A 25,241-nucleotide genomic window follows, 5' to 3' on the forward strand; every position below is an offset into this window, starting at 1 on the left:
ACGGCCGCAGGCCGCCATTCGCGAGAGGCCCCCTGATCACGCAGCGCTCAACCACGTCTGCGCAAACACCTCCGCCGGCACCGGCTTGCCGAAATAGTAGCCCTGCGCCTCGCCGCAGCCGAGCGAGCGCAGCGCCTGGGCCTGCGCGCCTTCTTCCACGCCCTCGGCAATCACGTCCAGCCCCAGGTTGCGCGCCATGCCGATGATGGTGGTGACAATCGTGTAGTCATGGCGGTCGGTCAGCATCTCGCGCACGAACGACATGTCGATCTTGAGCTTGTCCGCCGGCAGCCGCTTCAAATACGCCAGCGATGAATACCCGGTCCCGAAGTCGTCGATCGCAATCGCAAACCCATCCTCGCGTAGAGTGGCCATGGTGCGGATCGAGCCCTCGACGTCGGCCATCAACCCGCTCTCGGTCAGTTCCAGCGCCAGGCAGGCCGGGGCGATGCCGGCGGCGCCGGTGATGCCGCGGATGCTGGCCACGAGGTCGGCTTCTTCCAGCTGCTGGGCCGCGAGGTTGATCCACAGCCGGCCCGGGAAGCGCAGGCCGGCATCGCTCCAGGCGCGCATCTGGCGGCAGGCTTCGCCCAGCACCCAGCGCCCGAGCGCGCAGATCATGCCGCGGCTCTCGGCAATCGGGATGAACACGCCGGGACTGACCCAGCCGCGCCGCGGGTCGTGCCAGCGCAGCAGGGCTTCGGCGCCGATGGCGCGGCCGCTGGCCAGGTCGACCTGCGGCTGGTAGTGGAGCGACAGCGCATTGGCGGCCAGCGCGCCGGATAAATCCTTGGCCAGCTCGATGCGTTCGAGCAGGCCCACGCTCATCTCGGGCTGGTAGAACATGTAGCCGCCGCCGGCCGCCTTGGCGCGGTACATGGCGATGTCGGCGCGCTTCAGGAGGTCGTCCATGCACAGGCCGTCGCGCGGGAAGGTGGCGATCCCGATCGACAGGCCGACCGGGAAGGTCTGGCCGTGGGTGGCCACCGGGTCCTGCATGGCGTCGACCAGGCGCCCGGCGATGCGCGCGGCCACCGCGGCGTCGGCGCGCTCGGCCACCACCACGAATTCGTCGCCGGCCAAGCGCGCCAGCACTTCTTCTTCGCGCAGCGCGGCCTGGAGGCGCCGCGCCACCTTCACCAGCACCTGGTCGCCCACGCCGTGACCCTGCGTGTCGTTGATCTCCTTGAAGCGGTTCAGGTCGAGGAACAGCACAGATAAAGAATCTCCGCTCTGGCCAGTACGCTGAAGCGCACTGGCCAGGCGATCGGTCAACAGGCTGCGGTTCGCCAGGCCGGTCAGGCCGTCGTACAGGGCCAGGTTGCGGATCTTTTCGTCGCTCGCCTTGCGCTGGGTGATGTCGGTGTTGATCACCAAAAAGGCCTTCGGGCGTTCGTCGTCGTCGCGCACCAGGGTCCAGTAGCCGTCGACGGTGAGCAGGGCGCCGTCCTTGCGCCGCTGGGCGATCTCGCCGCTCCATTCGCCGGCCTCGAGCGTGATGTTCACCACCGCGCCTGATGCGGCGGGGCCGTCGCGGTACAGCCAGTGGTCGATGCGGTGGCCCAGCACTTCCTCGCTGCTCCAGCCATACAGGCGCTGGGCGCCCTTGTTCCAGAACTGGATGCGGCCGTCGATGCCGCGCACGATGATGGCGTCGCGCGCCTTGTCCAGCAGCGAGGCCTGGTCGCGGTAGCGCGCGGCGTTGTGACGGGCCTCGTCGCGCAGGCGCTGCTCCTCGGTGACGTCCTCGGCCATCACCAGCAGGCGCCGCTCGCCCTCGGCCAGCACAATGGCCGCCATCGCCACGCGCAGGTGCTTGTCGCCCAGGTCGACCAGGACGCCGTGCCGCGTCTCGCCCGCGGCCACCAGCGAGGCCGCCAGTTCCCGCACCGACGACTTCGGAATCACCGCGCCGAAGTCCTGGCCGCGCATCCGCGCTTCGTCGGCCAGGCCGACGATGCCGCAGAAGGCGCGGTTCATGCTCTGGATGGTGAGCTCGCCGTCGAGCACCATCAGCCCGGTCGGCAGGCTGGCGACGATGGCTTCGGCGTAGCGCTTGAGGGCCACCATGGTGCGCCGGTCGGTGATGTCGGTGAGGGCGCCGGCCACGCGGATCGCATGGCCGGCTGCGTTGCGCTGGGCATGGCTGAGGGCGCGGAACCAGCGGTATTCGCCGCTCTTGCAGCGCAGGCGGTAGGTGACGTCGTAGGGCGTCTGGCCGCTGCGGTCGTGGATATGGGCGGTGAAGGCGGTGACCGTCGGCAGCACGTCGTCGGGGTGCAGCAGTTTCAGCAGGCTGACCAGGCCGTTCGGCAGCTCGCTGGCGTCGCCATAGCCGACCAGGCGCCGCACCTGCTCGGACCAGATGAATTCGTTGGCCGGGTCCATCAGCTTGCGCTCGCCCAGTTCGACGTCCCAGAGGCCGTCGCTGGTCGATTCGCGCAGCAGGTCGAAGCGGGCTTGCAGGAGGGTGTGGGCATTGCGCAGGGTGGCCAGTTCGGTGCGTGCCTGGGTGCCCGCGCGCCGTAGGTCATTCAGGCGCTGGCGCACGCGTGCATCGAGCGGGTTACCTGGTCGTTTCGAAAGAGGGCGCACTGGTCACCTCGTGATGGCTGGTGGGCTGATTGGCGGAAGCGGGAAGTATGAGCGCCGCGCCCGGTATTGTCTTGGTGCAATTAGCTCAACATCGAGGAATGCTGATGTTGGTCAAGATGCACCGTTGCAGCGCCTGCGCAACGTTTCTTTATCACCCTGCAAAGACCCGGGCCGAATAAGGTTGACCGGCCTGGCGCGATCGCGAGATGATGCTGTCTGGCAATCTTTCTCCTCTTTTCTCCAGGTTCGTTCCCATGTTTGCACGACTTCTCCGCCGCTGGTCGATCAAGACCAAGCTCATGCTCGGCATGGCCGCCTGCCTGCTGCTCTTCATCGTCATTTCCGCTGTCCTCAGCGTCAACCTGACCGGCCGCGGCATGCGCGCGCGCGTCGTCAACCATGAGTTGCCGGCCGTGGTCGGCGAGATCCGCAACGACGTGCTGCGCCAGATCACCGCTCCCCTGAGCGCCTCGCTCGGCATTGCCGGCAATACCTATGTACAGGCTTGGGAGCGCGCCGGCCTGGACGACGCCGGCCTCGACGCATGGCGCACTTACGCCGCGCGCCTGAAGGCCGACAGCAAGGCCGTCACCGTGTTCTGGGCCTCGCCCTCGACCCTGAAGTTCATGGACGAGAGCGGCTTGAGCTACATGCTGGAAAAGGACAATCCGCGCGACGCCTGGATGACCAAGTTCCTCGCCAGCGGCCAGGCCCACGAACTGAACATGAACGCCGATCCCAAGACCGGCGAACTGAAGCTCTTCATCAATACCCGTGCGGACGCCGGCGACGGCAAGCTGGCGGTGGCCGGCCTCGGCCTGTCGATCAACGCCCTCGGCGAAGCCGTGCGCGCCTACAAGGTCGGCGCCTCGGGTTACGTGTACCTGGTGCGCGAGGACGGCACCATCCTGCTGCACCGCGACGCCGCCCTGGCCGACGGCGCGCACAACATGAAGGACTTGCCGGGCTTCGGGCCGGAACTGGTGGCGAGCCTGCTCGGAAAAGCGAAGTTCGCGCATGCCGCCCACAGCTCGGCGCAGGGCGAGATGATCGTGGCCTCGTCGTATATCCCCGAGCTGGGCCTGTACGTCATCGCCGAAGTGCCGGAAAGCGAAGTGCTGGGCGAACTGACCCGCTCGACGCTGCTGGCGAGCCTGGCGGCCGGCGTGATCGGCGGCGGCATCGGCCTGGTGCTGATCTTCCTGATCAGCCGCGCGATCGCCGCGCCGGTCTCGCGCGCCGCCGCCATGCTCGACGAGATCGCCGACGGCAAGGGCGACCTGACGCGCCGCATGCCGGTCGAGAGCGAGGACGAAGTCGGCCAGCTGGCCGACGCCTTCAACCGCTTCGTCTCGTCGCTGAACCGCACCATGAGCGAAGTGCGCGACAGCACCCACGCGATTGCCGGCGCCTCGGCCGAAATCGCGGCCGGCAACCTGAACCTGTCGAGCCGTACCGAAGCCCAGGCGTCGAGCCTGGAAGAGACGGCCGCCGCGATGGAGGAATTGACCTCGACCGTGCGCCAGAACGCCGACAATGCGCGCCAGGCCAACGGGCTGGTGATGTCGGCCAGCGACCAGGCGCGCGCAGGCGGCACGGTGGTGGGCGACGTGGTGGCGACCATGGGCGCCATCTCCGACAGCTCGCGCAGGATCGCCGACATCATCGGCGTGATCGACGGCATCGCCTTCCAGACCAATATCCTGGCGCTGAACGCGGCGGTGGAAGCGGCCCGCGCCGGCGAACAGGGACGCGGCTTTGCGGTCGTCGCTTCCGAGGTGCGCAACCTGGCCCAGCGCTCGGCGGCGGCGGCGAAAGAGATCAAGGACCTGATCGGCGCATCGAGCGCGCAGGTGGAAGCGGGCGCGCGCCTGGTCGACACGGCCGGCGCCACCATGACCGGCATCGTGCAGGCGGTGCAGCGCGTGGCCGACCTGATGAGCGAGATCGACGCCGCCAGCAGCGAGCAGAGCCAGGGTATCGGCCAGGTGAATGGGTCGATCGCGGCCATGGACGACGTGACCCAGCAGAACGCGGCGCTGGTCGAGGAAGCAGCGGCGGCAGCGGGCGCACTGGAAGAGCAGGCGGCCCGGCTGGCGCAGGTGGTGAGTGGCTTCAAGCTCGAGGACGAGGGCGGGGCGGTGCTGGTGTCGAAGGCGCCGGTGCGCAAGCTGCTCGGCCGTTAATCAGCATTGCAGCGCGCAGCGGAACAACCGCGTGGACACAGGTGCCTTGCGCGGCCTGGTCCACCCTACAATTACCGAGTATTTCGTAGGGTGGACCGGGCCGCGCAAGGCACCTGTGTCCACGCTGTAGAGCACACGCATACCGACAACACCACCGCGCCAGCCCGTTAGCGGCTCTGCCTTTCCGGACATTCCTGTCCACATTCCTTCGTCCACCGCCGCGATTTAACAATCCCCGCGGTTCGCGTGCGCGCCGTTTCGCTGCATCGCTCTATGATGCAGCGATGCGCGAAGACTATTCCCACGCAGTATTTACCTGCACAAAAGCCCGCTGTCCTGGGGATTGTGTATCGGGGTCGCGCACGATTGCCCTGCCTATTGTGGATTACCCGTAATCCGTCGCAGCCCTGCAACTGTTACATGGCCGTTTTGTATCAGCCGTGTATCCGCCTACCGTGCGCACGAGTTTCCGTGTAGCATCGCCCCCTTTTTGAAAGTTCCACCTCACGCGCGCCCGGCCGGGCGTGACGTCATTACCGAGAACTGTTATGTCTGACGAAACCAAATCCCCCTCCCGCCGGAGCCTGATCAAGAGTCTGGTGTTCGTGCCGATGGGCGTCGGCGTTGCCGGCGCCATCCAGGGCGTCACCGGCGCCACGGCCAGCACCACGACCACGGCCGAAGGCAAGCCGAACGACTACAAGCCGACCTTCTTCAACGCCGACGAATGGCGCTTCCTCGGCGCCGCCGTCGACCGCCTGATCCCGCACGACGAGCACGGTCCGGGCGCCGTCGAATCCGGCGTGCTGGAATTCCTCGACCGCCACATGCAGACCCCGTACGCCAACGGCGGCGTGTGGTACATGCAGGGCCCGTTCCTGGAAGCGGCGCCCGAGTTCGGCTACCAGGGCAAGCTGCCGCTGCGCGACATCCTGCGCGTCGGCATCAAGGCCATGGACGCGCACTGCACCGCCAACTTCTCGGGCAAGCGCTTCGCCGACCTGGGCGTGGCCAAGCAGGAAGCCCTGCTGAAGGATGCCGAAGCCGGCAAGATCAAACTGGAAAACATTTCGTCGAAGCTCTTCTTCAGCAACTTGCTGAACGAAACCCGCAACGGCTATTTCGCCGACCCGCGCCACGGCGGCAACAAGAACATGGGCGCCTGGAAAATGATCGGTTACCCGGGCATGCGCGCCGATTACCTCGACTGGGTCGAGGTGCGCGACAAACCGTATCCGATCGGACCGGTGGACCTGGCAGGACGCAGAGGATAAAAAGAACATGGCAATCGTAAAAAACAAAGTAGACGTCGTCATCGTCGGCATGGGCTGGACCGGCGCCATCATGGCCAAGGAACTGACCGACGCCGGCCTGAACGTGGTGGCGCTCGAGCGCGGCCCGGACCGCGACACGCAAACCGATTTCTCGTACCCGCGCGTGGTCGACGAGCTCGAAGGCTCGGTGCACCGCAAGTACCTGCAGTCGCTGAACCAGGAAACCGTGACCATCCGCCACGGCATCAACGACACCGCCGTGCCTTACCGCCAGATGGGTTCGTTCAAGCCGGGCACCGGCGTCGGCGGCGCCGGCAGCCACTGGTCGGGCGCCCACTTCCGCGCACTGCCGGAAGACTTCAAAGTGCGTTCCAACCTGGAGCAGCGCTTCGGCAAGAACTTCATCCCGGCCAACATGACGGTGCAGGATTTCCCGGTCACCTATGAAGACCTGGAACCGCACTTCGACCACTTCGAATACGTCTGCGGCACCTCGGGCAAGGGCGGCGTCATCAACGGCCAGATCGTCGAAGGCGGCAACCCGTTCGAGGGCTCGCGCAAGCGCGACTACCCGCTCGGCCCGAACCCGAGCTACCTGGGCGCCGAATGGTTCTACAAGGCCGCGCGCGAAATGGGCTACCACCCGTTCCCGATCCCGGCCTCGAACGCCTCGGCTCCGTACATCAACCCCTACGGCTGCCAGATGGGCCCGTGCAATGCCTGCGGCTTCTGCTCGGACTACGGCTGCCTGAACTATTCCAAGGCCAGCCCGAACGTCAACATCCTGCCGGTGCTGCGCACCCGCGAGAACTTCACCCTGCGCACCCACGCGCAAGTGCTGAAGGTGAACCTGAGCGCCGACAAGAAGATGGCCACCGGCGTGTCCTACCTCGACGCGGAAGGCCGCGAAACCGAGCAGCCGGCCGACCTGGTCCTGCTGTGCGCCTTCTCGCTGTTCAACGTGCACATGATGCTGGTGTCGGGCATCGGTACTCCGTACGACCCGGTATCGAAAACCGGTAACGTCGGCAACAACTACTCGTACCAGAACCTGAACCGCGTTTCGCTGTTCTTCGACGAGACCGTGCAGGCCAACCAGTTCATCGGTATCGGCGGCGCCGGCACCACCTTCGACGACTTGAACGGCAACCGCAACGATTCGTCGAAGACCGGCTACATCGGCGGCGGCATCATCTGGGCGCGCCAGCCGGGCGCCGGTCCGGTGCGCGGCATCGCCACCCCGCCGGGCGTGCCGGCCTGGGGCAGCGAATGGAAGAAGGGCGTGAAGGAAGCCTTCCGCCACTCGTTCTACTACGAAGTGCAGGGTTCCTGCATGTCGTACGACGACGCTTACCTGAGCCTGGACCCGACGTATAAAGATGCCTTCGGCCGTCCGCTGCTGCGCATGACCTTCGACTGGCACGACAACGAGATCAAGGCCTCGCAGTACCTGGTCGAGAAGGCACAGGACATGTGCAAGGTCCTGGGACCGAAGGCGATGAAGGGCGACGCCAAGAAGGACGGCTCGCACTACAACATCACCCAGTACCAGTCGACCCACACCTGCGGCGGCGCGATCATGGGCTCGAACCCGAAGACCTCGGCGCTGAACAAGTACCTGCAATCGTGGGACGTGCCGAACGTGTTCGCGCCGGGCGCCAACGCCTTCCCGCAGAACAACGGCTACAACCCGACCGGCATGGTCGGTGCACTGACCTACTGGTGCGCCAAGGCGGTACGCGAGCTGTACTTGAAAAACCCGGGCCCGCTGGTGCAGGCATAAGACGCAAGGATGAGCATGAGTTCCAAGAAAAAAATCCTGGCCGGCGTCGTCGGCGTGGGCGCCCTGGTGTTCGTTGGTGCGCTGACCTACGCGCTGATCCCGACCGCTACCCGTGACATCGGCCCAGGTCAGCAGGTCGCGGCCGGCAGCGCCGAAGAAAAGCAGCTGATCGAAGCGGGCCGCTACGTGGCCGTGGCGTCGGACTGTATCGCCTGCCACACCGCGGGCAACGGCAAGCAGTACGCCGGCGGGCGCGGCATCGAGTCGCCGATCGGCACGATGTACGCCACCAACATCACCCCGGACAAGAACACCGGTATCGGCAACTACACGCTGAACGACTTCGACCGCGCGGTCCGCCACGGCATCAAGCCGGGCGGCGGCACGCTGTACCCGTCGATGCCTTATCCGTCGTACGCGAAGATGAGCGACGGGGACCTGCGCGCCCTGTACGTCTACTTCATGAAGGGCGTGGCGCCGGTGGCGGCGGAAAACTGCGCCAGCGATATCCCGTGGCCGCTGTCGATCCGCTGGCCGCTGTCGATCTGGCGCAAGCAGTTCGCCCCGGAAGTGGCGCCGATCGACGCCGGCAAGTACGCCGACGCCAACATCGCACGCGGCGCCTACCTGGTGCAGAGCCTGGGCCACTGCGGCAGCTGCCACACCCCGAGGTCAAGCACCATGAGCGAACTGGCGCTGGACGAATCCGGTCCGGAATACCTGTCGGGCGGTCCGCTGATCGACGGCTGGCTGGCGGTCAACCTGCGCGGCGACAAGGTCGGCGGCATGGGCGACTGGAGCCAGAAGGACATCGTCGACACCCTCAAGAGCGCGCGTAACAGCCACACGGCTGTGGTGGGCGGTCCGATGAACGACGTGGTCTCGCACAGCACCCAGCACATGACGGACGCCGACCTGAACGCGATGGCGGCCTACCTCAAGACGCTGCCGGCAACGGGCAAGACCAAGTCGACCTTCGCGGCCAGCGACACCACGGCCAAGGAACTGTTCGCCGGTATCGAGAAGAACCGCGGCGCCCAGCTCTACCTGGACAACTGCGCGGCCTGCCACCGTACCGATGGCAAGTCGAACCGCATCGTGTTCCCGGCACTGCCAGGCAATCCGACCGTGCTGTCGGACGACCCGACCTCGCTGATCCGCGTGGTCCTGGCCGGCAGCCGCCTGCCATCGACCAAGACCGCACCGTCGGACCTCGGCATGCCAGGCTTCGCATGGCGCCTGTCGGATGACGAGACGGCGCAGCTGGTGACCTTCGTGCGCCAGAGCTGGGGCAACAACGCCGCAGCCGCCACCGCGTCGGACGTCAAGAAGGTGCGTGGAAGCATCGACGAGCAGGAGCTGAAAGCCGGTAACGTGACTTCGCTGGAAGAAATGCGCAAGATCACGGGTGCGGAGCAGAAGGTGCACTAAGCCTGTGAGAGAGGAGCTTGGCAGATCGGTCAGCCGGTCTGCCGGCTGCAGATGAAAAATGCCGCTTGGGCCGATAGCCCCAGCGGCATTTTTATTGGGTTGTCGCTATCCCGAACGACATACTTCGCTCGGGGCGTACGCCCTGATCACAGTTTGATCCTGGGTTTTTTTTCTTCATTGCGAACCGGGAGCGACGACGAGAGCGCCCAGTAGTCCCGCCATATCGAGAAGTGCCGGCGCAAGGCTTCCTCTGGTACGGTAACGCCATAGACCAGGAGTTGCTCCACACCTTCCTCCAGCGATCGCTCATCAAACGTATTCATCATTGGCGGCAACTCGTTCTCGGTGAACCATTTACCAATTTCTCTTTGTACGCTGATGATTTTGGCTGCCCGAACAACTTGTTCGTCTGGCGGCAGAGACTTGAGATCGCTCACCAGGCTCAATGTGACTTTGCTCAGCACCTCCTTGATCAGTACCTTGGTGCTCTCCGGAAACGCTTGATAGATCGTGATTCCGGTACTTATCGCTTGCGCAGAGTTCCACACTATCTTTCCGATCGCATCCAAGACCGCAGATGGACTTGCTTGCTGGTGTGCTGTTTTAGCCTGCCTGCGCTTCTTCCTCGAAGGTTTTGCCATTGCGTTTTTCCAGTGTTGGAGAAATGTTCGGTAAGGATATCTGTCAGCAAACATTGCGGTAAATACGGGCCGGGAACTACTCTTCAGACTGTGTATTGTTATTTTTCTTAAATTGGGTTAGCGGTGTTGTGCTGGCGCTGATGGGGACCATGATCGCGTGGCCGTGGGCGTGGAAGAAGCTGCCCCGGCGAACCGTCGGCTGAGCGTTCGCGGCGCCCGAATGACTCAGCGTAGGCCCAGGCCCTGATGTCGAGCGCCGCAATGAGATCGGCGGCAAGCGTGAACTGGAAATGCATGTCCAGCGGCTGCCGGGGAAATTGCCGCTGACTCTGGCCTGTACAGTGCAACTGTCCGCGCCCAGCCACCGCACCATGCGCTACCGCTTTGCCACCGCCGGCATCTTGCCGGACTGGCCCTGTTTTTCCGGCACGGATGCAGAACCATCCCAAGCAGCGCCTTGATCGCCGAAGCCCTTGCACTGGGCGTGCATGGCGAGAATCAGGCTTGAAGCTCGCTGTTTGTTACCGTTAAGTACCGAACGCTGAGCTCGCTAACTGTTGCGTAGAATCGTACGGAACCTATTTGCACGATGGTAAGCGCTCCATCAGCGTTTAACACGTGCCCGCTGTTCAATCACGATGCATCCAACACAGGAGTACAGAGATGGAAATCCGCAGCCTGCTTTCGTCCATTTTGATCGGCGCCGTTGCCAGTGCGCGCTCGATGACGCCGATGGCCACCATTGCAACGGCACGCCTGGCGGGCCGCGATACCACCGGCGACATCTTTCTGTTGAACCGGCCGGTCTTCAAGTACGGCGCGCTGGCCATGGGCGTGGGCGAGCTGTTCGGTGACAAGATGAAGTCGGCCCCGGACCGCACCGTCGCCCTGGGCTTGCTCGCGCGCGTGATGAGCGCCGGGATTGCCGGCGCGGCGCTGGCGCCGAAGGGCCGCGAAAAGGCCGGCGCCGCAGTGGCCGTTGCCACCGCCGTGCCGCTCGCCTATGCCACGCTGGCCTGCCGCAAGCAGGCAATGGCGCGCATCGGCCAGACCCGCAGCGGACTGATCGAAGATGCGTTGGTGGTCGCGGCCAGCACGGCGATCGTGGCGCTGTCGACGCGCAATCAGCCAGGGGAATAAACGCTGCCGCCCCCTGCGGCGGGGATGCGCGGCGGCCACAGCCGAGGCCGTGTCGGGATATCAGGCCCGCCCCCGGCTGTTGTCGTCAGAACGTGTGGACCATGCCCACGCCATAGGTCGATGCAGATCGCGTCGGGTAGGCCTTGCGCGCGAAGTCGGCATACAAACTGGTGCGTTTTGAGAGCGCCTGCTTGACGCCGAGTCCCAGCATCTTCTGCTGCATGGCGCCGTCGACGTTCAGGCGGCCGATGCCGGCGCGGAAGGTGGTCTGGCGCACGTCCATGCTGGCGCCGAGCGACCAGGCCCTGGCGGTCGACGCGCCGGACTTGCTGATGTCGACCCCGCCCATCACGCTGAACCCGGACGCGATCAGCTTCAAGCCGACGAAACTGTCCGTATCGCCCGCGCTGTTGCGGCCGTGCGCGAGCATCGCCGCGCCATGTGCGTGCTGGTAGCGCAGCGCCGTCATCAGCGCCTTCTTGCGGTCGCCGGGGGATGATTCGGGCGAGCCGCTCAGGTGCAGCGTGAAGCCGGCAAGGCTGGGCGAATCGTAGAAGATGCCGTTGTTCAGCCGTCCCCAGTCCGGCGTGCCGCCGCGGTTGGCGCTTGGGTCGGAGGCGAAGTGATGGCGCCACAGGTCCCAGGCCGGCGAGGCGATGCGGTCGTAATAATTCCAGGGGTCGAAGATCCAGTCGTTCGCGTACAGCGCATCCATGCGCCGGCCCACCTGCAGCGTGCCGTACCTGCCGCTGATGCCGATCGTGGCTTCGTCGTGCCACAGCGGCTTGTTCGATTCCTCGAGGGTGCCGGTGTCGGTCTCGAAGCGTGTGCTGAGCCGGAAGATGAAGGCGGTGCCGCCGCCCAGGTCTTCCTTGCCGCTGAAGGCGAGGTGACTGCGCTGGATGGGGCCGATCTTCCAGTCCTGGTCGATGTCGCGGTAGATGCCGGCGTCGATGAAGCCGGATACCGCCACGCTGCCCTGGCACCACGCCGCGGGCGGCGCCAGCGTGCAGGAGACGAGAAAGGTCCAGGCGAGCGCCGACCGCGAACGCCGCTGCTGATTCGCTTGCATGCTGAGTCTCCGTTGTTGCGAAGGGCGAAAGCGATGCGCCTTGGTGGGTTCGAGAACCCACCCTACGTGCTAGGCCGCCTCAGTTGTTTGCCGCGGGCGCCCCCGCGGATGCTTGTGCGGTGCGCCTGGTGCCGGCCCGCGTGGCCAGCCAGCACAGGATGGCGCCGCCGCAGACCATGGCCGCGCCCTGCCAGAACGACAGCGGCAGCGGTGCGCGCAGCAGCAGCGTCGAGAGCGCCGCCGAGAACACTGGGATGAAGTAGGACGCCCCGGCCAGCACGGTCACGTTACCGTGCAGGATACCCACGTTCCAGGCGCCGTAGCCGAAGCCCATGGCGCCGGCTGCCAGCAGCAGGTAGACAATCGCTTCCAGGCTGAAGTCCATCGCGCCGCCGCCTTCGAGCAGGTATTTCAACCACAGGCTGATCGAGACCAGGATGAAGAACAGCGTCACGCCGTTCTTGCCGCCGGCGATGCGCGCGGTTACGGTGCAGTAGGCGGCCCAGATCAGCGCGCCGGCAAGGGCCAGGCCGTAGCTGAGCGGGTTGTCGCGCACGTTGGCCAGCATGCCGCCGACGTCGATACCCTGATCGCCGCCCAGCACCCAGCAGATGCCGACGATCGACAGCACGAAGCCGGGCACGATCAGCCAGTTGGCCTTCTGGCGGTTGAACAGGATCGCGGCAAGGACGGTAAAGGTGGGCCACAGGTAGTTGACCATGCCGACCTCGATGGCCTGGCGCGCGGTGTTGGCATAGCCGATCGACAGCGACAGGCAGAGTTCATACACCACGAACAGCAGGCTGCCCCAGGCCAGGTAGCGGCGCGGGAACTCGCCCAGCCTGACCCAGCCCACCGACAGCAGCAGGAACACCGAGGCCACGCTGTACATCATGGCCGCGCCGCCGGTCGGGCCCAGGTGCTCGCTGACGCTGCGGATCAGGCCGACGATGGCACTCCACAGTAAAACGGCGACCAGGCCAATTAGGGTGGCCTTGCTGGTACCTGGCATGGGTGCGTCTACTCCAGGCGGATCGCCATGTCGAAGATCCAGGTGCGGCGGATTTCGATCACGTCGTACTGGCGCGCCAGGTTGGGCGGGAATTTGCCGTAGGGCGCCTGGCTGGCCACGACCTGCTCGATGGCCGCATCGAGGGCGCGGTTGCCGCTCGACACCACGAACGTGACTTTTTCGACCGAGCCGTCGGCGCGCACGGCAACCGTGACGACCGGTTGCGTGTGCGGCTGTTTCGCGAGTTCGCGCACGGTGTCGAAAGACTGGTTCATTTCGATTTTCTGGCTCATGGCGCGCGCGTACTGGACCATGTCCGCATTCGGATCGCTGCGGCCGAACAGCCAGCCGCGGCGCAGGCCGCTGGTAGTGGGCGGGAGCTTGGCGGCGGCGTCGCGCTGTGCGGCTTCTTCGTTGAGCTGGCGGCCGATGGCGCGCAGGCGTTCTTCGCGTTGCGCTTCACGCTCGGCTTTCTCGCGCTGGGCCAGGTCCAGTTTTTCCTGGGCCTGCCTTGCCGCGTCCTGGCGGGCCTGCTCCTGCCTGCCGGCTTCCTGGCGTGCAGCCTCCTGGCGCGCCAGTTCCTGCTGCGCAGCTTGCTGGCGGGCGGCTTCGCGCTGGGCGGCTTCCTGGCGGGCGGCTTCCTGCCTGTCTGCTTCGCGTTGCGCCAGGCGTGCCTGTTCCTGGCGTGCGGCCTCGCGCGCGATGGCTTCCTGGCGGGCTGCTTCGCGTTGGGCGGCTTCGCGGCGCGCAGCTTCCTGCTTCTCCGCTTCACGCTGTGCCAGGCGTGCCTGTTCCTGCTTTGCCTGTTCCAGGCGTGCCGCTTCCTGGCGCGCAGCTTCCTGACGTACAGCTTCCTGACGTACAGCTTCCTGACGTACAGCTTCCTTACGTACAGCTTCCTGGGCGATGGCTTCCTGTTTTGCGGCTTCGCGCCGGGCGGCTTCCTGCCTCTCTGCCTCAAGCTGCGCCTGTCTTGCACCTTCCTCGCGTTCGGCTTCGCGGCGTGCGGTCTCCATGCGCTCGGCATCCTGGCGGGCCTGCTCGGCAAGGCCTGCCTGTTCCTGCGCCTCTTTCTGTTCCTGTGCTGCGCGCCGTTGCGCTTCCTGGTGCGCCAGTTCCCGGCGCTCGGCTTCCTGCCGCGCGGCGTCGGCCTGCGCTGCCTGCTCGGCGCGCGCCTGCTCCTGCAGGATGGCTTCGCGCTGACGGGTTTCGTCCTGGACGAGTGCGATGCGTTCCGCCTCCCGCTGGGCGGCCTCGTGCGCGGCGGTTTGCTCGGCCTGGATGGCGTCCTGGCGGCGTTGTTCTTCGTCTGCGGCCTGGGTGTCGGCGATGTTCGGCAGGGTCACGGCGGGGCGTTCGGCCGGGGGCATAGGCGGTGCGGGAGGCGGGGCAGGGGCAGGGGCAGGTGGTGCGGCAGCGGGCGCCGCTTCCTGCGCGGCTGGTGCCGGCAACGTCATTGTTGCGGGTTTGTTCGTATCGCTGCGTTTGGCGGCGAGAATTGGTGTCGCCGTGTCATCTGGCGCAGGCGCGGGCGCGGCTGTTTCCTGCGCTGCTGGGGCTGCAGCGGGCTTCGGCTGGGCCGGTGCCAGCGAAACGCGCAGGTCGTTCGCAGCGAAGCGGCGCTCTTCCCAAGGGAAGTGCAGGCCGGGGAGGCCGAAGGCTTCACCACCCAGTGTGAGGCTCAATAGCAACGCGTGCGCGAGCAGGGAGATCGCGATCGCGAGGTGCAGGCGCCTGGGGCCGGGAGGGGTGAAGACGGCAGTTCTCAAATGCGGAGATCCTTTGTTGAAACGGGCGCATCTTAGCAGCTCAGCAGCAAGTTCAGCTGATATGAGCGCTCATTCTGCGGCGATCGACGCGTGGACGGCATAGCCGTCCACCCTACGAAAGCCTTAGCCGGTGTTACGCAGGCCGGCGGCGACACCGTTGATCGACAGGTGAATCCCGCGGTGCACGCGCGGGTCCATTTCGCCGCCTCCGTCTTCGCCCGCCTTGCGCGACATCGCGCGGTGGCGGTGGATCAGCTCGACCTGCAAGTGGTTCAGCGGGTCGAGGTAGGCGAAGCGGTTCTGGATCGAGCGGGCCAGCAGCGGGTTGCCGGCCAGGCGTTCATCGGCGCCGGTGATCGCTTCCAGGCGGCGGATGGTTTCGCCGTGTTCTGCCGCGATGCGCTTGAAGATGCGTTCGCGCAGCGCCGCATCCGGCACCAGTTCGGCGTAGCGCGAGGCAATCGCCAGGTCGGTCTTGGCCAGCACCATGTCCATGTTCGACAGCAGCGTGGCGAAGAACGGCCACTCCTTGAACATCTCCTGCAGCGTGGCCAGGCGCTCATCCTGCGGACCGTCCTGCAGCCAGCCCGCCACCGCCGACCCGAAGCCATACCAGCCAGGCAGCAGCAGGCGGCACTGGCCCCAGGAGAAGCCCCAGGGAATCGCGCGCAGGTCTTCGATGCGGCGCGTCGACTTGCGCGAGGCCGGGCGCGAACCGAGGTTCAGTTCCGCGATCTCGGCAATCGGCGTGGCGGCGAAGAAGTAGTCGGTGAAGCCCGGCGTTTCGTAGACCAGGTTGCGGTAAGCCTTGTAGGCACGCTCGGACAGTTCCGCCATCACGCCCTCGAAGCGCGCCAGGCGTTCGGCCTTGGCGCCTTCGGTCGAGTGCGGGGTCAGGCTGGCCTCCAGCGTGGCCGCCACCAGCAGTTCCAGGTTGCGGCGGCCGATCTCGGGGTTCGAGAACTTCGAAGCGATGATCTCGCCCTGTTCGGTCAGGCGGATCTGGCCGTTCACCGTGCCCGGGGGCTGCGCCAGGATCGCCTGGTAGCTCGGGCCGCCGCCGCGGCCGACGGTGCCGCCGCGGCCGTGGAACAGGCGCAACTTCACCTTGGCGCGTTCGAAGACTTCGACCAGCTTCAGCTCGGCCTGGTACAGCTCCCAGTTCGAGGTGAGGAAACCGCCGTCCTTGTTCGAGTCCGAGTAGCCGAGCATGACTTCCTGCAGCCGGCCCTGGTGCTCGATCACGCGCGCCACCGGCGCCAAGGCCATCCATTCTTCCATGATGGCGCCCGCGCGCTGCAGGTCGGGGATGGTTTCGAACAGCGGGATCACCATCACGTCCGACTTGCCCTGGGCAACGTGGAGCAGGCCGCCTTCCTTCTGCAGCAGCAGCACTTCCAGCAGATCGGACACCGCCTCGGTGTGCGAGATGATGTAGTTGCGGATCGCGCGCTTGCCGTAGCGCTCGCGGATCTCGCGCGCGGCGCGCACGATGGCCAGTTCGGACTCGGTCTCGTCGGAATAGCGCTCGTACGGCGTGTAGAGCAGGCGCGGCTGCGCCAGTTCGGCCAGCAGCAGCTTGACCTTGTCGTCTTCCGACAGCGCCGCGTAGTCGGCTTCGACGCCGCCTTTTTCGAACAGCTCGGCCAGCACGCGCTCGTGCACGTCCGAGGTCTGGCGCATGTCGAGCGACGCAAGGTGGAAGCCGAAGATGCGCGCCGCGCGCATCAGGCCTGCCAGGCGCGGCAGGATCAGCATGGCGCCGTGGTTTGCCGTGAGCGAGTCGGCGATGATCTGCAGGTCTTGCGCGAATTCGTTCGCGTCGGCATACGGCTCGGCGTGGCCGACTTCCTTGCGCAGGATGTTGGTGGCGCCGAGTTCGCGCGCGCTGGCGGCCAGGCGCGCATACATGCCGATCAGGGCGCGGCGGTAGGGTTCGTCCTCGCGGTGCGGCGACTGGTCGGTCGAGCGTTCGGCCAGCGACTGCATGGCCGGCGTGATGTCGACCATCAGCGTGGAGGTCGACAGCTCGGCGCCGAGCGTGTGCACTTCGTCCAGGTACCAGTCGAGAATCGTGGTGGCGTGGCGCATCACGGCGTGGCGCATGGTGCCGGCGTTCACGTTCGGGTTGCCGTCGCGGTCGCCGCCGATCCAGCTGCCCATCTGCACATAGGCGTTGTCGCCCAATTGCGCCGGGGCGCCGTGGTACTGGACGCCGATCTCGTCCTCGATGTCGTCGTACAGGGCGGGCAGCTCGCGCAGGAAGGTGATGCGGTAGTAGGAGAGGGCGTTCTCGATTTCGTCGGCCACGGTCAGCTTGGTGTAGCGCAGCATGCGCGTTTGCCACAGGGTGGCGATGCGGGCATGCATCAGCTGCAGGTTGCGCACCTGCTCCTTGGGCGTGAGCGGCAAATCGCGTTCGGCCAGCAGGCGCGCGATGTCGTGCTCGGCGTCGAGGATGCTTTTCCGTTGCACCTCGGTCGGGTGGGCAGTGAGCACCGGCGAGATCAGGGCCTCCTTGAAGAAGCGTTCGACCGTGTTTTGCTCGACGCCGGCGGCGCGCAGTTTGCCGAGCGCATAGCCGACGCTGCCTTCGCGCGGCGGCGAACCGTTCAGCAGGTGGGTGCGCCGGCGGCGGTTGTGGTGCTGGTCTTCGGCGATATTCGCCAAGTGCGAAAAGTACGAGAATGCGCGCACCACCGAGATGGTCTGGTTGCGCGTCAGCTTGTGCAGCAGCGTCGTGAGTTCCTGGCCGGCCTCGGGGTCGGCGTCGCGGCGAAAGCGCACGGCGGTCTGGCGGATGGTCTCGACGACGTCGAAGACGGCATCGCCTTCCTGGTCGCGCAGCACGTCGCCGAGCAGGCGGCCGAGCAGGCGGATGTCTTCTTTCAGCGGGGCGTCCTTGTCGGCGCCGGCGAGGGTGTCAGGTACAACTTGTTTGTCCATAGCGACCACTAATCTTCTTAAGTTAGAAACTTAGAGCGTGTGAAAAAAACTTCAGGGCAAGGCGCATCGGCGAAGACAGTACACTTGTACGGCGAGACGATGCAACGCAGCCATGGAGGATTTTTTCACGCGCTCGCCGGTTGGTACGTGGCGGTCGGCCACGATCTGCAATGAAGCCCCATGCTAAAATTTATGGTCCTTTGCAAGGGCCTTTACTGGCATCGGCTGGTAAGCAACGACAGTGAAAGAATTCGTTTTGAAAGCATCCGACATGACACAGCAGGTGGAAGTGCCATCGCAACTGATTATCGCATCGCGCGAGAGCCGCCTTGCCATGTGGCAGGCGGAGCACGTGCGCGACCGTCTTGCCGCATTATATCCAGATTGCCAAATTAGCATTCTCGGGATGACGACGCGTGGCGACCAGATCCTCGACCGCACCCTCTCGAAGGTGGGCGGCAAGGGCCTGTTCGTGAAAGAACTGGAAGTGGCGATGGCTGAGGGCCGCGCCGACCTGGCCGTGCACTCCCTGAAAGACGTGCCGATGGACCTGCCCGAAGGGTTCGAACTGGCCGCCGTGCTCGAGCGCGAAGACCCGCGCGACGCGTTCGTCTCGAACGACTACGCCAGCCTGGATGCACTCCCGCCCGGCGCCGTGGTCGGCACCAGCAGCCTGCGCCGCCAGGCCCTGATCGCCGCGCGCTACCCGCACCTGGTCATTCAACCATTGCGCGGCAACCTCGATACCCGCCTGGGCAAGCTCGACCGTGGCGACTACGCCGCCATCATCCTGGCCGCCGCCGGCCTGATCCGCCTCGGATTGCCGCAGCGCATACGCAGCGTGCTGGACCCGGAGATGAGCCTGCCGGCCGCCGGCCAGGGCGCGATGGCGATCGAGATTGCCAGCAACGAGCGCAGCGATGGCGTCGACCTGCGCGCACTGCTGGCGCCGCTGAACCACGTGGACACCGCCCATGCCGTCATGGCCGAGCGCAAGGTCTCGAAGATCTTTGGCGGCAGCTGCCAGATTCCGCTGGCCGCGCACGCCACGGTCGACGGCGCCAACATGCACCTGCGCGCGATGGTCGCCACGCCCGACGGCAAGCGCAGCGCGTACGCCGACCTGACCGGCGCCGCGAATCAGCCCGAGCTGCTGGGCGAGCGCGTGTCGGCACTGCTGGCACAGCAGGACGCCCAGGCGATCGTCGATGCGGTCAAGCAGGACGCCGCCCCCGATGCCTGACAAAGTCGTCATCACGCGGCCGCGCGCCCAGGCCGATGGCCTGGCGCAAGCCGTTGCCGCGCTGGGACGCACGCCGGTGCTGCTGCCGCTGCTGGAGATCGCGCCGCTGGCCGACCCCTCGGCGCTGCGCGCTGCCCTGGACGAGCTGGACAGCTTTGCCCTGGTCGCCTTCGTGTCGCCGAACGCCATCGACGCCGCATTCGCCCATCTGCCGCATCGGCTGGATGCCTGGCCGCGCCAGGTGGCGCTGGCCGTGCTGGGCGAGGGCAGCCGCGCCACGCTGGCGCGCCATGGCTTGAGCGAGGCCAATGCCACCATCCTCGGGCCGCAGGACCCGACCCGCAGCGATTCCGAGAACCTGCTGGAATCGCTCGACCTGGCGGCCTTGCAAGGCAAGCGCGTGCTGATCGTGCGCGGCGAGTCCGGGCGCGAGCTGATGGCCGACGGCTTTCGCGCCGCCGGCGCCGACGTCAGCGTGGTGCCGGCCTACCGGCGCAGCGTACCCGTTTTGACGCCGGAACTGGCCGCGAGCTTGCGCGCATTGCTGGCCGAACCGAATGACTGGATACTCACCAGTTCCGAGGCGCTGCGCGGTCTTTTTGGCCTGCTGGCGATGGCCGATCCGTCATTAGTGGCAAAAATGCAACAGCAGCATGCGATCGTTCCCCATGCGCGCATCGCGCAAACGGCCGCGGCGCTGGGAATGGCGCATGTCACGCTCACCGGCTCGGGCGACGAGCGCCTGCTTGCCGCGTTACAATCTAGAACATGAACGAATTGCCGAATCATCCAGAGCTGCCGCCGACGCAGCCCACCGTTGCGCCCCCGGCGCCGGCTCCCGATTACACCCGCGACACCCGCGCGCCGGTACGCGGCCCGAGCCTGGCCGACACCCTGATGCGTCCGCTGCCGCTGGCCGTGATCGCGCTGGCGGTGCTGCTGGCCGCCCAGACCTGGTCGAGCCACAGCCGCATCAACACGCTGCGCAAGGAGATGGCGCTCAGCCTGCAAAAGGGCAATGAGATCAATGCCGAGACCGCTTCGCTGGCGCGCGACGTTGCCGAGCAGTCAAAGGCGCTGCAACTGAAGGTGGGCGTGCTGGAAAGCCGTCAGATGGAGAGCCAGAGCCAGCAGCTGGCGCTCGAGCAGCTCTACCAGGACCTGTCGAAGAGCCGCGACGAGTGGGCGCTGTCGGAAGTCGAGCAGGTGCTGTCGACGGCCAGCCAGCAGCTGCAACTGGCCGGCAACGTGCAGGGCGCGCTGATCGCGCTGCAGAATGCCGACCGTTCGCTGTCGCGCTCCGACAAGCCGCAGTTCATCACCGTGCGCCGGGCGATTGCCAGCGACATGGAAAAACTCAAGGCCCTGCCGGCGGTGGACCTGGCCGGCGTGGCCGTGCGCCTGGACAGCGTGATCGCCCAGGTCGACACGCTGCCGCTGGTATCCGACGAAAAGCCGCTGCTGCCGGCCGCGCCGGTGCGCGAAACGCGCGTGCAGCAGAAGAGCGCTGTGGCATCCGGCCCGGCCGGAGCGGCTGCGCCGGCGCCGTTGGGCGTGGGCGAGCGCATGGTGCAGACCTGGCGCAATTGGACCCAGGAAATGTGGGACGACATCCGCCAGCTGATCCGCGTGCGCAGCGTGAACACGCCGGACGCGCTGATGCTGTCGCCCGACCAGCGTTATTTCGTGCGCGAAAACCTGAAACTGCGCCTGCTGAACGCGCGCATGGCGCTGCTGTCGCGCGACGAAGGCACCTTCGGCGACGACCTGACCGCCGCGCGCCAGACCCTGGAAAAGTATTTCGACACGCGGGCCCGTACGACCCAGCAGGCGCAGGCGGCGCTGCGCCAGGTGCAGGCGAACAACCTGTCGATCGAGATGCCGACGCTGGCCGACAGCCTGAACGCCGTGCGCAACTACAAGACGAAGCCCTGATCCATGCGTTTACTCCTCTGGTTAGTCGCCCTGATGGCCGCCGCCATCGGCATCGCCGTGACGGCGCGCTTCAATCCGGGCAACGTGGTGCTGTTCTACCCGCCGCACCGGATCGACATGTCGCTGAACCTGTTCGTGGTGCTGCTGGCGCTGCTGTTCCTGATGCTGTACGGCCTGGTGCGCGCGGTGCGCTCGACGCTGCGCATGCCGCAGCGCGTGGCCGCCTACCGTCTGCGCAAGCGCGAGCGTGAAGGCAACAAGGGCCTGCGCGACGCCCTGAAGGCCTTGCTCGAAGGGCGCTTCGGCCACGCCGAAAAGGCCGCCATGCGCGCCGCCGAGCTACCCGAGAACGCCGGCCTGGCTGCCCTGATCGGCGCCCGCGCCGCGCACCGCATGCGCGAACCGGCGCGGCGCGACGCCTGGCTGGCCGGCATCGCCGGCGACAACAGCATGAAGACGGCGCGCCTGATGACCGTCATCGAGCTGCTGGTCGACGACCACCAGCCGGAAGCGGCGCTGCAGGCGGCCGACGAACTGAACGCCAGCGGCCAGCGCCACATCCACGCGCTGCAGTGGTCGATGAAGGCGCACCAGCAGGCGCGCAACTGGCCGGAAGTGCTGCGCCTGGTGCGCATCCTGGATAAACGCAAGGCGCTGCACCCGGCGCTGGCGGCGCGCCTGCGCGAATTGGCCTACGAGGCGCTGCTGTCGGAAGAGGGCCACGATCCGGAGGCGATCCGCCGCGTGTGGGCCGAGGTGCCGGCGGCGGACCGCACCCAGCCCTACATCGCGGCGCGCGCCGCTACCGCCTTCAATGCCAGCGGCCTGCACGACGAGGCACGCGTGATTGCCGAGGAGGCGCTGCGCGCGGGCTGGGACGAGCGTGTGGTGCGGGCTTACCGCGATGCTGCCGGGCCGGCGGGATCGGCCACGCTGCTGGCGCAGATCGAGAACTGCGAAGGCTGGCTGCGCGAGCGCCCGAACGACGCGGAACTGGCGTTCGCTCTGGGCTCGCTGTGCCTGCGCCAGAAGCTGTGGGGCAAGGCCCAGCGCTACCTGGAGCAGGCCTTGTCGGATGCGACGGATTCGGCGATGGTGCGCGACGTGCACCTGAAGCTGGCCCAGCTGCACGAGGCGCTGGGGCAGGATGCGAAGGCGGCGGGGCATTATCGGCATAGTGCGTTGGCGAATATTCTTTGATCTGAATTCGCCAACGGCTGTGGCTGAAGTTGAGGAACACTGATCTCGCGGTAATGGGGCTGTTGCCTGTACCGTTATTGGTGTGCTGAATCCGCGTGGGCACGAGTGCCCACCCTACGAGAAAGGTTCCGGGCCACAAACCGATGCGCTAACGCCCGGGTTTCCTTTTCGAGGCACGCAGTGCCGAACCCGCGACCTCATCCGTAGGGTGGGCACTCCGTGCCCACGCGGATCAAACACACCACGAACGGCACAGGCAACAGCCCCACTACCGCTCGCGCACCGGCTTTCAAACTCCAATGCCGCACGGCACCCCACCGCACCGCACAAGCCCATGCCTATTCGATATAATGCTTCCCTTTATTGAATCTTCAGCAACCAAGGAACACTCCATGAGCTTGAACAACGTCCCAGCCGGCCGCGATGTGCCGAACGATTTCAACGTCATCATCGAAATCCCGATGAACGCCGATCCGATCAAGTACGAAGTGGACAAGGACACCGGCGCGATCTTCGTCGACCGCTTCATGGGCACCGCGATGCACTACCCGTGCAACTACGGCTACGTGCCGCAAACCCTGTCGGACGACGGCGACCCATGCGACGTGCTGGTCATCACCCCGTTCCCGCTGATCCCTGGCGTGGTCGTGCGTTGCCGCGCGATCGGCGTGCTGAAGATGACCGACGAAGGCGGCGGCGACGCCAAGGTGCTGGCTGTGCCGGTCGACAAGATCCTGCCGATCTACAGCCACTGGCAAAAGCCGGAAGACCTGCAAGACCTGCGCCTGCAGCAGATCCAGCACTTCTTCGAGCACTACAAGGACCTCGAAAAAGGCAAGTGGGTCAAGGTCGAGGGCTGGGCTGGTCCGGAAGAAGCGAAGGCCGAGATCGTCAACGGCGTCAAGGCTTACAACGCCAAGCAGCAACAGCAGTAATATCCACGCGCCCCAGCGGCGCTATGGAAAAGGCCGGCACCCTCGGGTGGCCGGCCTTTTGTTTTGCTGCCGCCGCTATTCAAAGACCGCCTGACAGCCTTCCGCCATCGCGTTTAGCCAGCGCGAATCACCATCATCTCGCGGCCGAGTTCAGCGGCTAAATTCAGCGGCTAAATTTCCCCAACCACCTTTACCAGCCAATGTCCTGCAGCAGCGGATAGGTCAGGTCGCGCGGCGGCGTGACCGTGTGCGACAGGTCCGAGTTGATCGACGGCTCCATCAGCTGGTTTGGCTTGGCATCGGTCGTGTAGTGCGAGACCGACGAGCCCGGCGCATTGGTGGTCGGCGTGTACATCAGGATGCGGCGCTGGGCGTCGGTGCCGGCCAGGCGGGTCGGGTCGATGCCGAGGCTGGCCGTCACGCCGGAACGGGTACGCGAACGCGAAGCAAGCGCGGCGCGCAAGGTGTTGCCGGCTTCCTGGGTAATGCGTACCGACGGGATCGTGATGTTCGGATCGTCGCCGCTCATGCCGGTCGCTTCGCCCGGCGCGTTATCCGCCACAACCATGCCGATCGCACCGGCAGCCTGGACGTTGCGCGCCTTGGCGACGAAGTCGCAGCTGCCGCGCGAGACCAGGGCGATGTTGCCGCGTACCGCCAGCGCATTCACCTCGTTCAGCGCGGTGCAGGCCAGGCCGGTGCCGTCTGGCTGCTCGACCACCGGCATCAGCTGGCCGGTGACGGCCGTGGCGCCCAGCGGCGGGCCGAAGGAGGCGTCGCCCACTTCGTAATTGCCGGCCGCGTTGCCGGCGGCGCTGCCGGCCACCGTGAGGCGCGATTTCGGATCGAGCACCTGGGGTACGGCCGCGGTGACGATCGGCCCGTTCCACGACAGGCCGTCGCCGCTGATGGCCGAGGCCACGCGTTCGGCCGGCGTCATGTCGACCCACAGGCGCTCGCTGCGGTTGTCGACCAGGTAGTGGTCCCAGATCGAGGGGATGTCCTGGATTTCGGCGCCGGTTTCGTCGTCGGTGAAGGTCTGGAAGCCGAGGCCGTGCGCCATTTCGTGCAGCAGCACGGTGACCAGGTCGATCTGGCCGGCGGCGTTGTTGTCGGTGCCGAGGTAGAAGCCGGAACCGGGCAGGCAGTCGGCGAACAGGCCAAGGCGCGAATTGAAGCGCGCGATGATGTGTGGCTCGCCCGGCGTGGCGACGTCGACCCCGGCCAGCTTGCTGGCCAGCGCGCTCGGGTACCAGGTGTTCTGGCGCGGCGCGTTGGTGAAGTCGGACCAGATCTCGTTGGCGCCGGCCGAGCCGAGCACGGCGCTGTTGGCGGTGCACGAGAGCGGCACGAAGGAGGCGCCGATGCGGATCGGCACGTTGCTGGTGAGCGTGGCGCCCCAGATGTTGGCGGCGTACTGGAAGGCGTACAGGCGCTGCTGGCCGAGTGTGGTGCCCGGGTTGCCGCCGACCGGGGTGGCCGGCGTCGGGTCGTTGAAGCCGATGCCGGGCGCGTTCTGGTTGACGATGGTGATGGTGGCCGCCTGCACGGGCGCGGCGAATGCCGCAAAGGCGAGGGCAAGGGCAACGGCACGCGCAGCTGAAAATGCGGCGGCGGCCGGGCGCTGCAGGGAATTAGCGGACTTCATAGCGACCCTCCTTGTCATCGTGTGCCTGCGTGGCTTGGCCGTCTTGCCGGCTGTGCGCGGCATGGTCGTGCACGGCATGCTCGGCCGCCTGCGCGCCATGGACGCATTCGTCGCTGAGCTTGCCGTCGCCGTCGCGCGTGACCACCGAATACACGAGGCCGCGCTCGCCCAGGCGCACCTGGCGCGCGCCGCCCGGATGGGTGACCATGGCCGGACGTGCCGGCGCCGCCATCGCGGCGGTCGACTTGGGTGCGAGGGCGCGGCTTTCGGCCGCGGTGGGGGCGCGCAGCTGGCCGGTCTGGGCGTCGCGGACGACGACCATGCCTTGCTGGTCCTGTGCTGAGGCGTGATGCGGCATGAGGCAGATGGCGGCCAGGGGCAGCGCCGCTAACATTTTTTTGGATGACATGGTGGGTCTCCGGAACGCGTTG

18 protein-coding genes are annotated in these 25,241 nt (G+C 66.3%); 10 read left to right on the plus strand and 8 right to left on the minus strand.

All coding sequences use genetic code 11. The features are described from left to right. Positions 1 to 36: 36 nt before the first annotated feature. Positions 37 to 2,595 (minus strand): bifunctional diguanylate cyclase/phosphodiesterase, encoded by a 2,559-nt coding sequence (locus ACWYRN_RS18095; RefSeq protein WP_488688935.1) that lies wholly within the window; start codon positions 2,593 to 2,595, stop codon positions 37 to 39. Between the two features lie 254 nt (positions 2,596 to 2,849). Here ACWYRN_RS18095 and ACWYRN_RS18100 point away from each other — a divergent pair, with 254 nt between their 5' ends. The 4 genes from ACWYRN_RS18100 to ACWYRN_RS18115 all read left to right on the plus strand — a co-directional run bounded on the left by ACWYRN_RS18100 (position 2,850) and on the right by ACWYRN_RS18115 (position 9,269). Then, a complete protein-coding gene (locus tag ACWYRN_RS18100) occupies positions 2,850 to 4,781 on the plus strand; it encodes a methyl-accepting chemotaxis protein (RefSeq protein ID WP_488688937.1) in 1,932 nt (643 codons plus the stop codon). 548 nt (positions 4,782 to 5,329) lie between these two features. Continuing rightward, the gene (locus tag ACWYRN_RS18105; protein WP_488688939.1) at positions 5,330 to 6,055 is read left to right on the plus strand and encodes a gluconate 2-dehydrogenase subunit 3 family protein; all 726 of its coding nucleotides are present in this window, start codon (positions 5,330 to 5,332) and stop codon (positions 6,053 to 6,055) included. A 7-nt stretch (positions 6,056 to 6,062) separates the two neighbouring features. Continuing rightward, entirely contained in the window at positions 6,063 to 7,838 is a 1,776-nt protein-coding gene (locus tag ACWYRN_RS18110; protein WP_488688941.1) for a GMC family oxidoreductase, read from the plus strand. Between the two features lie 15 nt (positions 7,839 to 7,853). Continuing rightward, on the plus strand, positions 7,854 to 9,269 hold the full coding sequence (locus tag ACWYRN_RS18115) for a c-type cytochrome (RefSeq protein ID WP_488688943.1): 1,416 nt from the start codon (positions 7,854 to 7,856) through the stop codon (positions 9,267 to 9,269). Between the two features lie 146 nt (positions 9,270 to 9,415). Here the strand turns inward: ACWYRN_RS18115 and ACWYRN_RS18120 are convergent, their stop codons facing one another. Then, entirely contained in the window at positions 9,416 to 9,910 is a 495-nt protein-coding gene (locus tag ACWYRN_RS18120; RefSeq protein WP_488688945.1) for a hypothetical protein, read from the minus strand. A gap of 663 nt (positions 9,911 to 10,573) precedes the next feature. On the opposite strand from ACWYRN_RS18120, the gene ACWYRN_RS18125 reads away from it, so the two are divergent. Beyond that, positions 10,574 to 11,050 carry a hypothetical protein gene (locus tag ACWYRN_RS18125; RefSeq protein ID WP_488688947.1) on the plus strand — a complete coding sequence of 159 codons (477 nt, stop codon included), beginning with the start codon at positions 10,574 to 10,576 and terminating at the stop codon, positions 11,048 to 11,050. A gap of 85 nt (positions 11,051 to 11,135) precedes the next feature. Here the strand turns inward: ACWYRN_RS18125 and ACWYRN_RS18130 are convergent, their stop codons facing one another. From ACWYRN_RS18130 to ppc, 4 genes are all read right to left on the minus strand, one after another. Beyond that, positions 11,136 to 12,122 carry a porin gene (locus ACWYRN_RS18130; RefSeq protein ID WP_488688949.1) on the minus strand — a complete coding sequence of 329 codons (987 nt, stop codon included), beginning with the start codon at positions 12,120 to 12,122 and terminating at the stop codon, positions 11,136 to 11,138. Between the two features lie 79 nt (positions 12,123 to 12,201). Further along, the gene (gene yddG, locus ACWYRN_RS18135; RefSeq protein ID WP_488688951.1) at positions 12,202 to 13,134 is read right to left on the minus strand and encodes an aromatic amino acid DMT transporter YddG; all 933 of its coding nucleotides are present in this window, start codon (positions 13,132 to 13,134) and stop codon (positions 12,202 to 12,204) included. Positions 13,135 to 13,142: 8 nt separating this feature from the next. Further along, entirely contained in the window at positions 13,143 to 14,903 is a 1,761-nt protein-coding gene (locus tag ACWYRN_RS18140) for a TonB C-terminal domain-containing protein (protein ID WP_488688952.1), read from the minus strand. Between the two features lie 123 nt (positions 14,904 to 15,026). Continuing rightward, a complete protein-coding gene (gene ppc / locus ACWYRN_RS18145; RefSeq protein ID WP_488688954.1) occupies positions 15,027 to 17,849 on the minus strand; it encodes a phosphoenolpyruvate carboxylase in 2,823 nt (940 codons plus the stop codon). Between the two features lie 271 nt (positions 17,850 to 18,120). On the opposite strand from ppc, the gene hemC reads away from it, so the two are divergent. The 5 genes from hemC to ppa all read left to right on the plus strand — a co-directional run bounded on the left by hemC (position 18,121) and on the right by ppa (position 23,162). Beyond that, complete coding sequence (hemC, locus tag ACWYRN_RS18150; protein ID WP_488688956.1) at positions 18,121 to 19,092, plus strand: hydroxymethylbilane synthase; 972 nt, start codon at positions 18,121 to 18,123, stop codon at positions 19,090 to 19,092. After that, positions 19,085 to 19,864, plus strand: coding sequence for a uroporphyrinogen-III synthase (locus ACWYRN_RS18155; RefSeq protein WP_488688958.1), 780 nt, complete (start codon positions 19,085 to 19,087; stop codon positions 19,862 to 19,864). The genes hemC and ACWYRN_RS18155 overlap by 8 nt, the downstream gene beginning before the upstream one ends. Then, the gene (locus ACWYRN_RS18160; RefSeq protein ID WP_488688960.1) at positions 19,861 to 21,027 is read left to right on the plus strand and encodes a uroporphyrinogen-III C-methyltransferase; all 1,167 of its coding nucleotides are present in this window, start codon (positions 19,861 to 19,863) and stop codon (positions 21,025 to 21,027) included. The genes ACWYRN_RS18155 and ACWYRN_RS18160 overlap by 4 nt, the downstream gene beginning before the upstream one ends. Positions 21,028 to 21,060: 33 nt before the next feature. Further along, positions 21,061 to 22,227: a heme biosynthesis HemY N-terminal domain-containing protein gene (locus ACWYRN_RS18165; RefSeq protein WP_229435901.1), complete on the plus strand. Its 1,167-nt coding sequence runs from the start codon at positions 21,061 to 21,063 to the stop codon at positions 22,225 to 22,227. 392 nt (positions 22,228 to 22,619) lie between these two features. Beyond that, a complete protein-coding gene (ppa, locus tag ACWYRN_RS18170) occupies positions 22,620 to 23,162 on the plus strand; it encodes an inorganic diphosphatase (protein ID WP_488688962.1) in 543 nt (180 codons plus the stop codon). 190 nt (positions 23,163 to 23,352) lie between these two features. Here the strand turns inward: ppa and ACWYRN_RS18175 are convergent, their stop codons facing one another. Together ACWYRN_RS18175 and ACWYRN_RS18180 are read right to left on the minus strand one after the other, a co-directional pair. Further along, positions 23,353 to 24,810: a PA domain-containing protein gene (locus ACWYRN_RS18175; RefSeq protein ID WP_488688963.1), complete on the minus strand. Its 1,458-nt coding sequence runs from the start codon at positions 24,808 to 24,810 to the stop codon at positions 23,353 to 23,355. Further along, positions 24,797 to 25,219: a post-PEP-CTERM-1 domain-containing protein gene (locus ACWYRN_RS18180; RefSeq protein WP_488688965.1), complete on the minus strand. Its 423-nt coding sequence runs from the start codon at positions 25,217 to 25,219 to the stop codon at positions 24,797 to 24,799. The genes ACWYRN_RS18175 and ACWYRN_RS18180 overlap by 14 nt, the downstream gene beginning before the upstream one ends. Positions 25,220 to 25,241: the final 22 nt, after the last annotated feature.

The organism is Massilia sp. BAP21 (assembly GCF_057801335.1).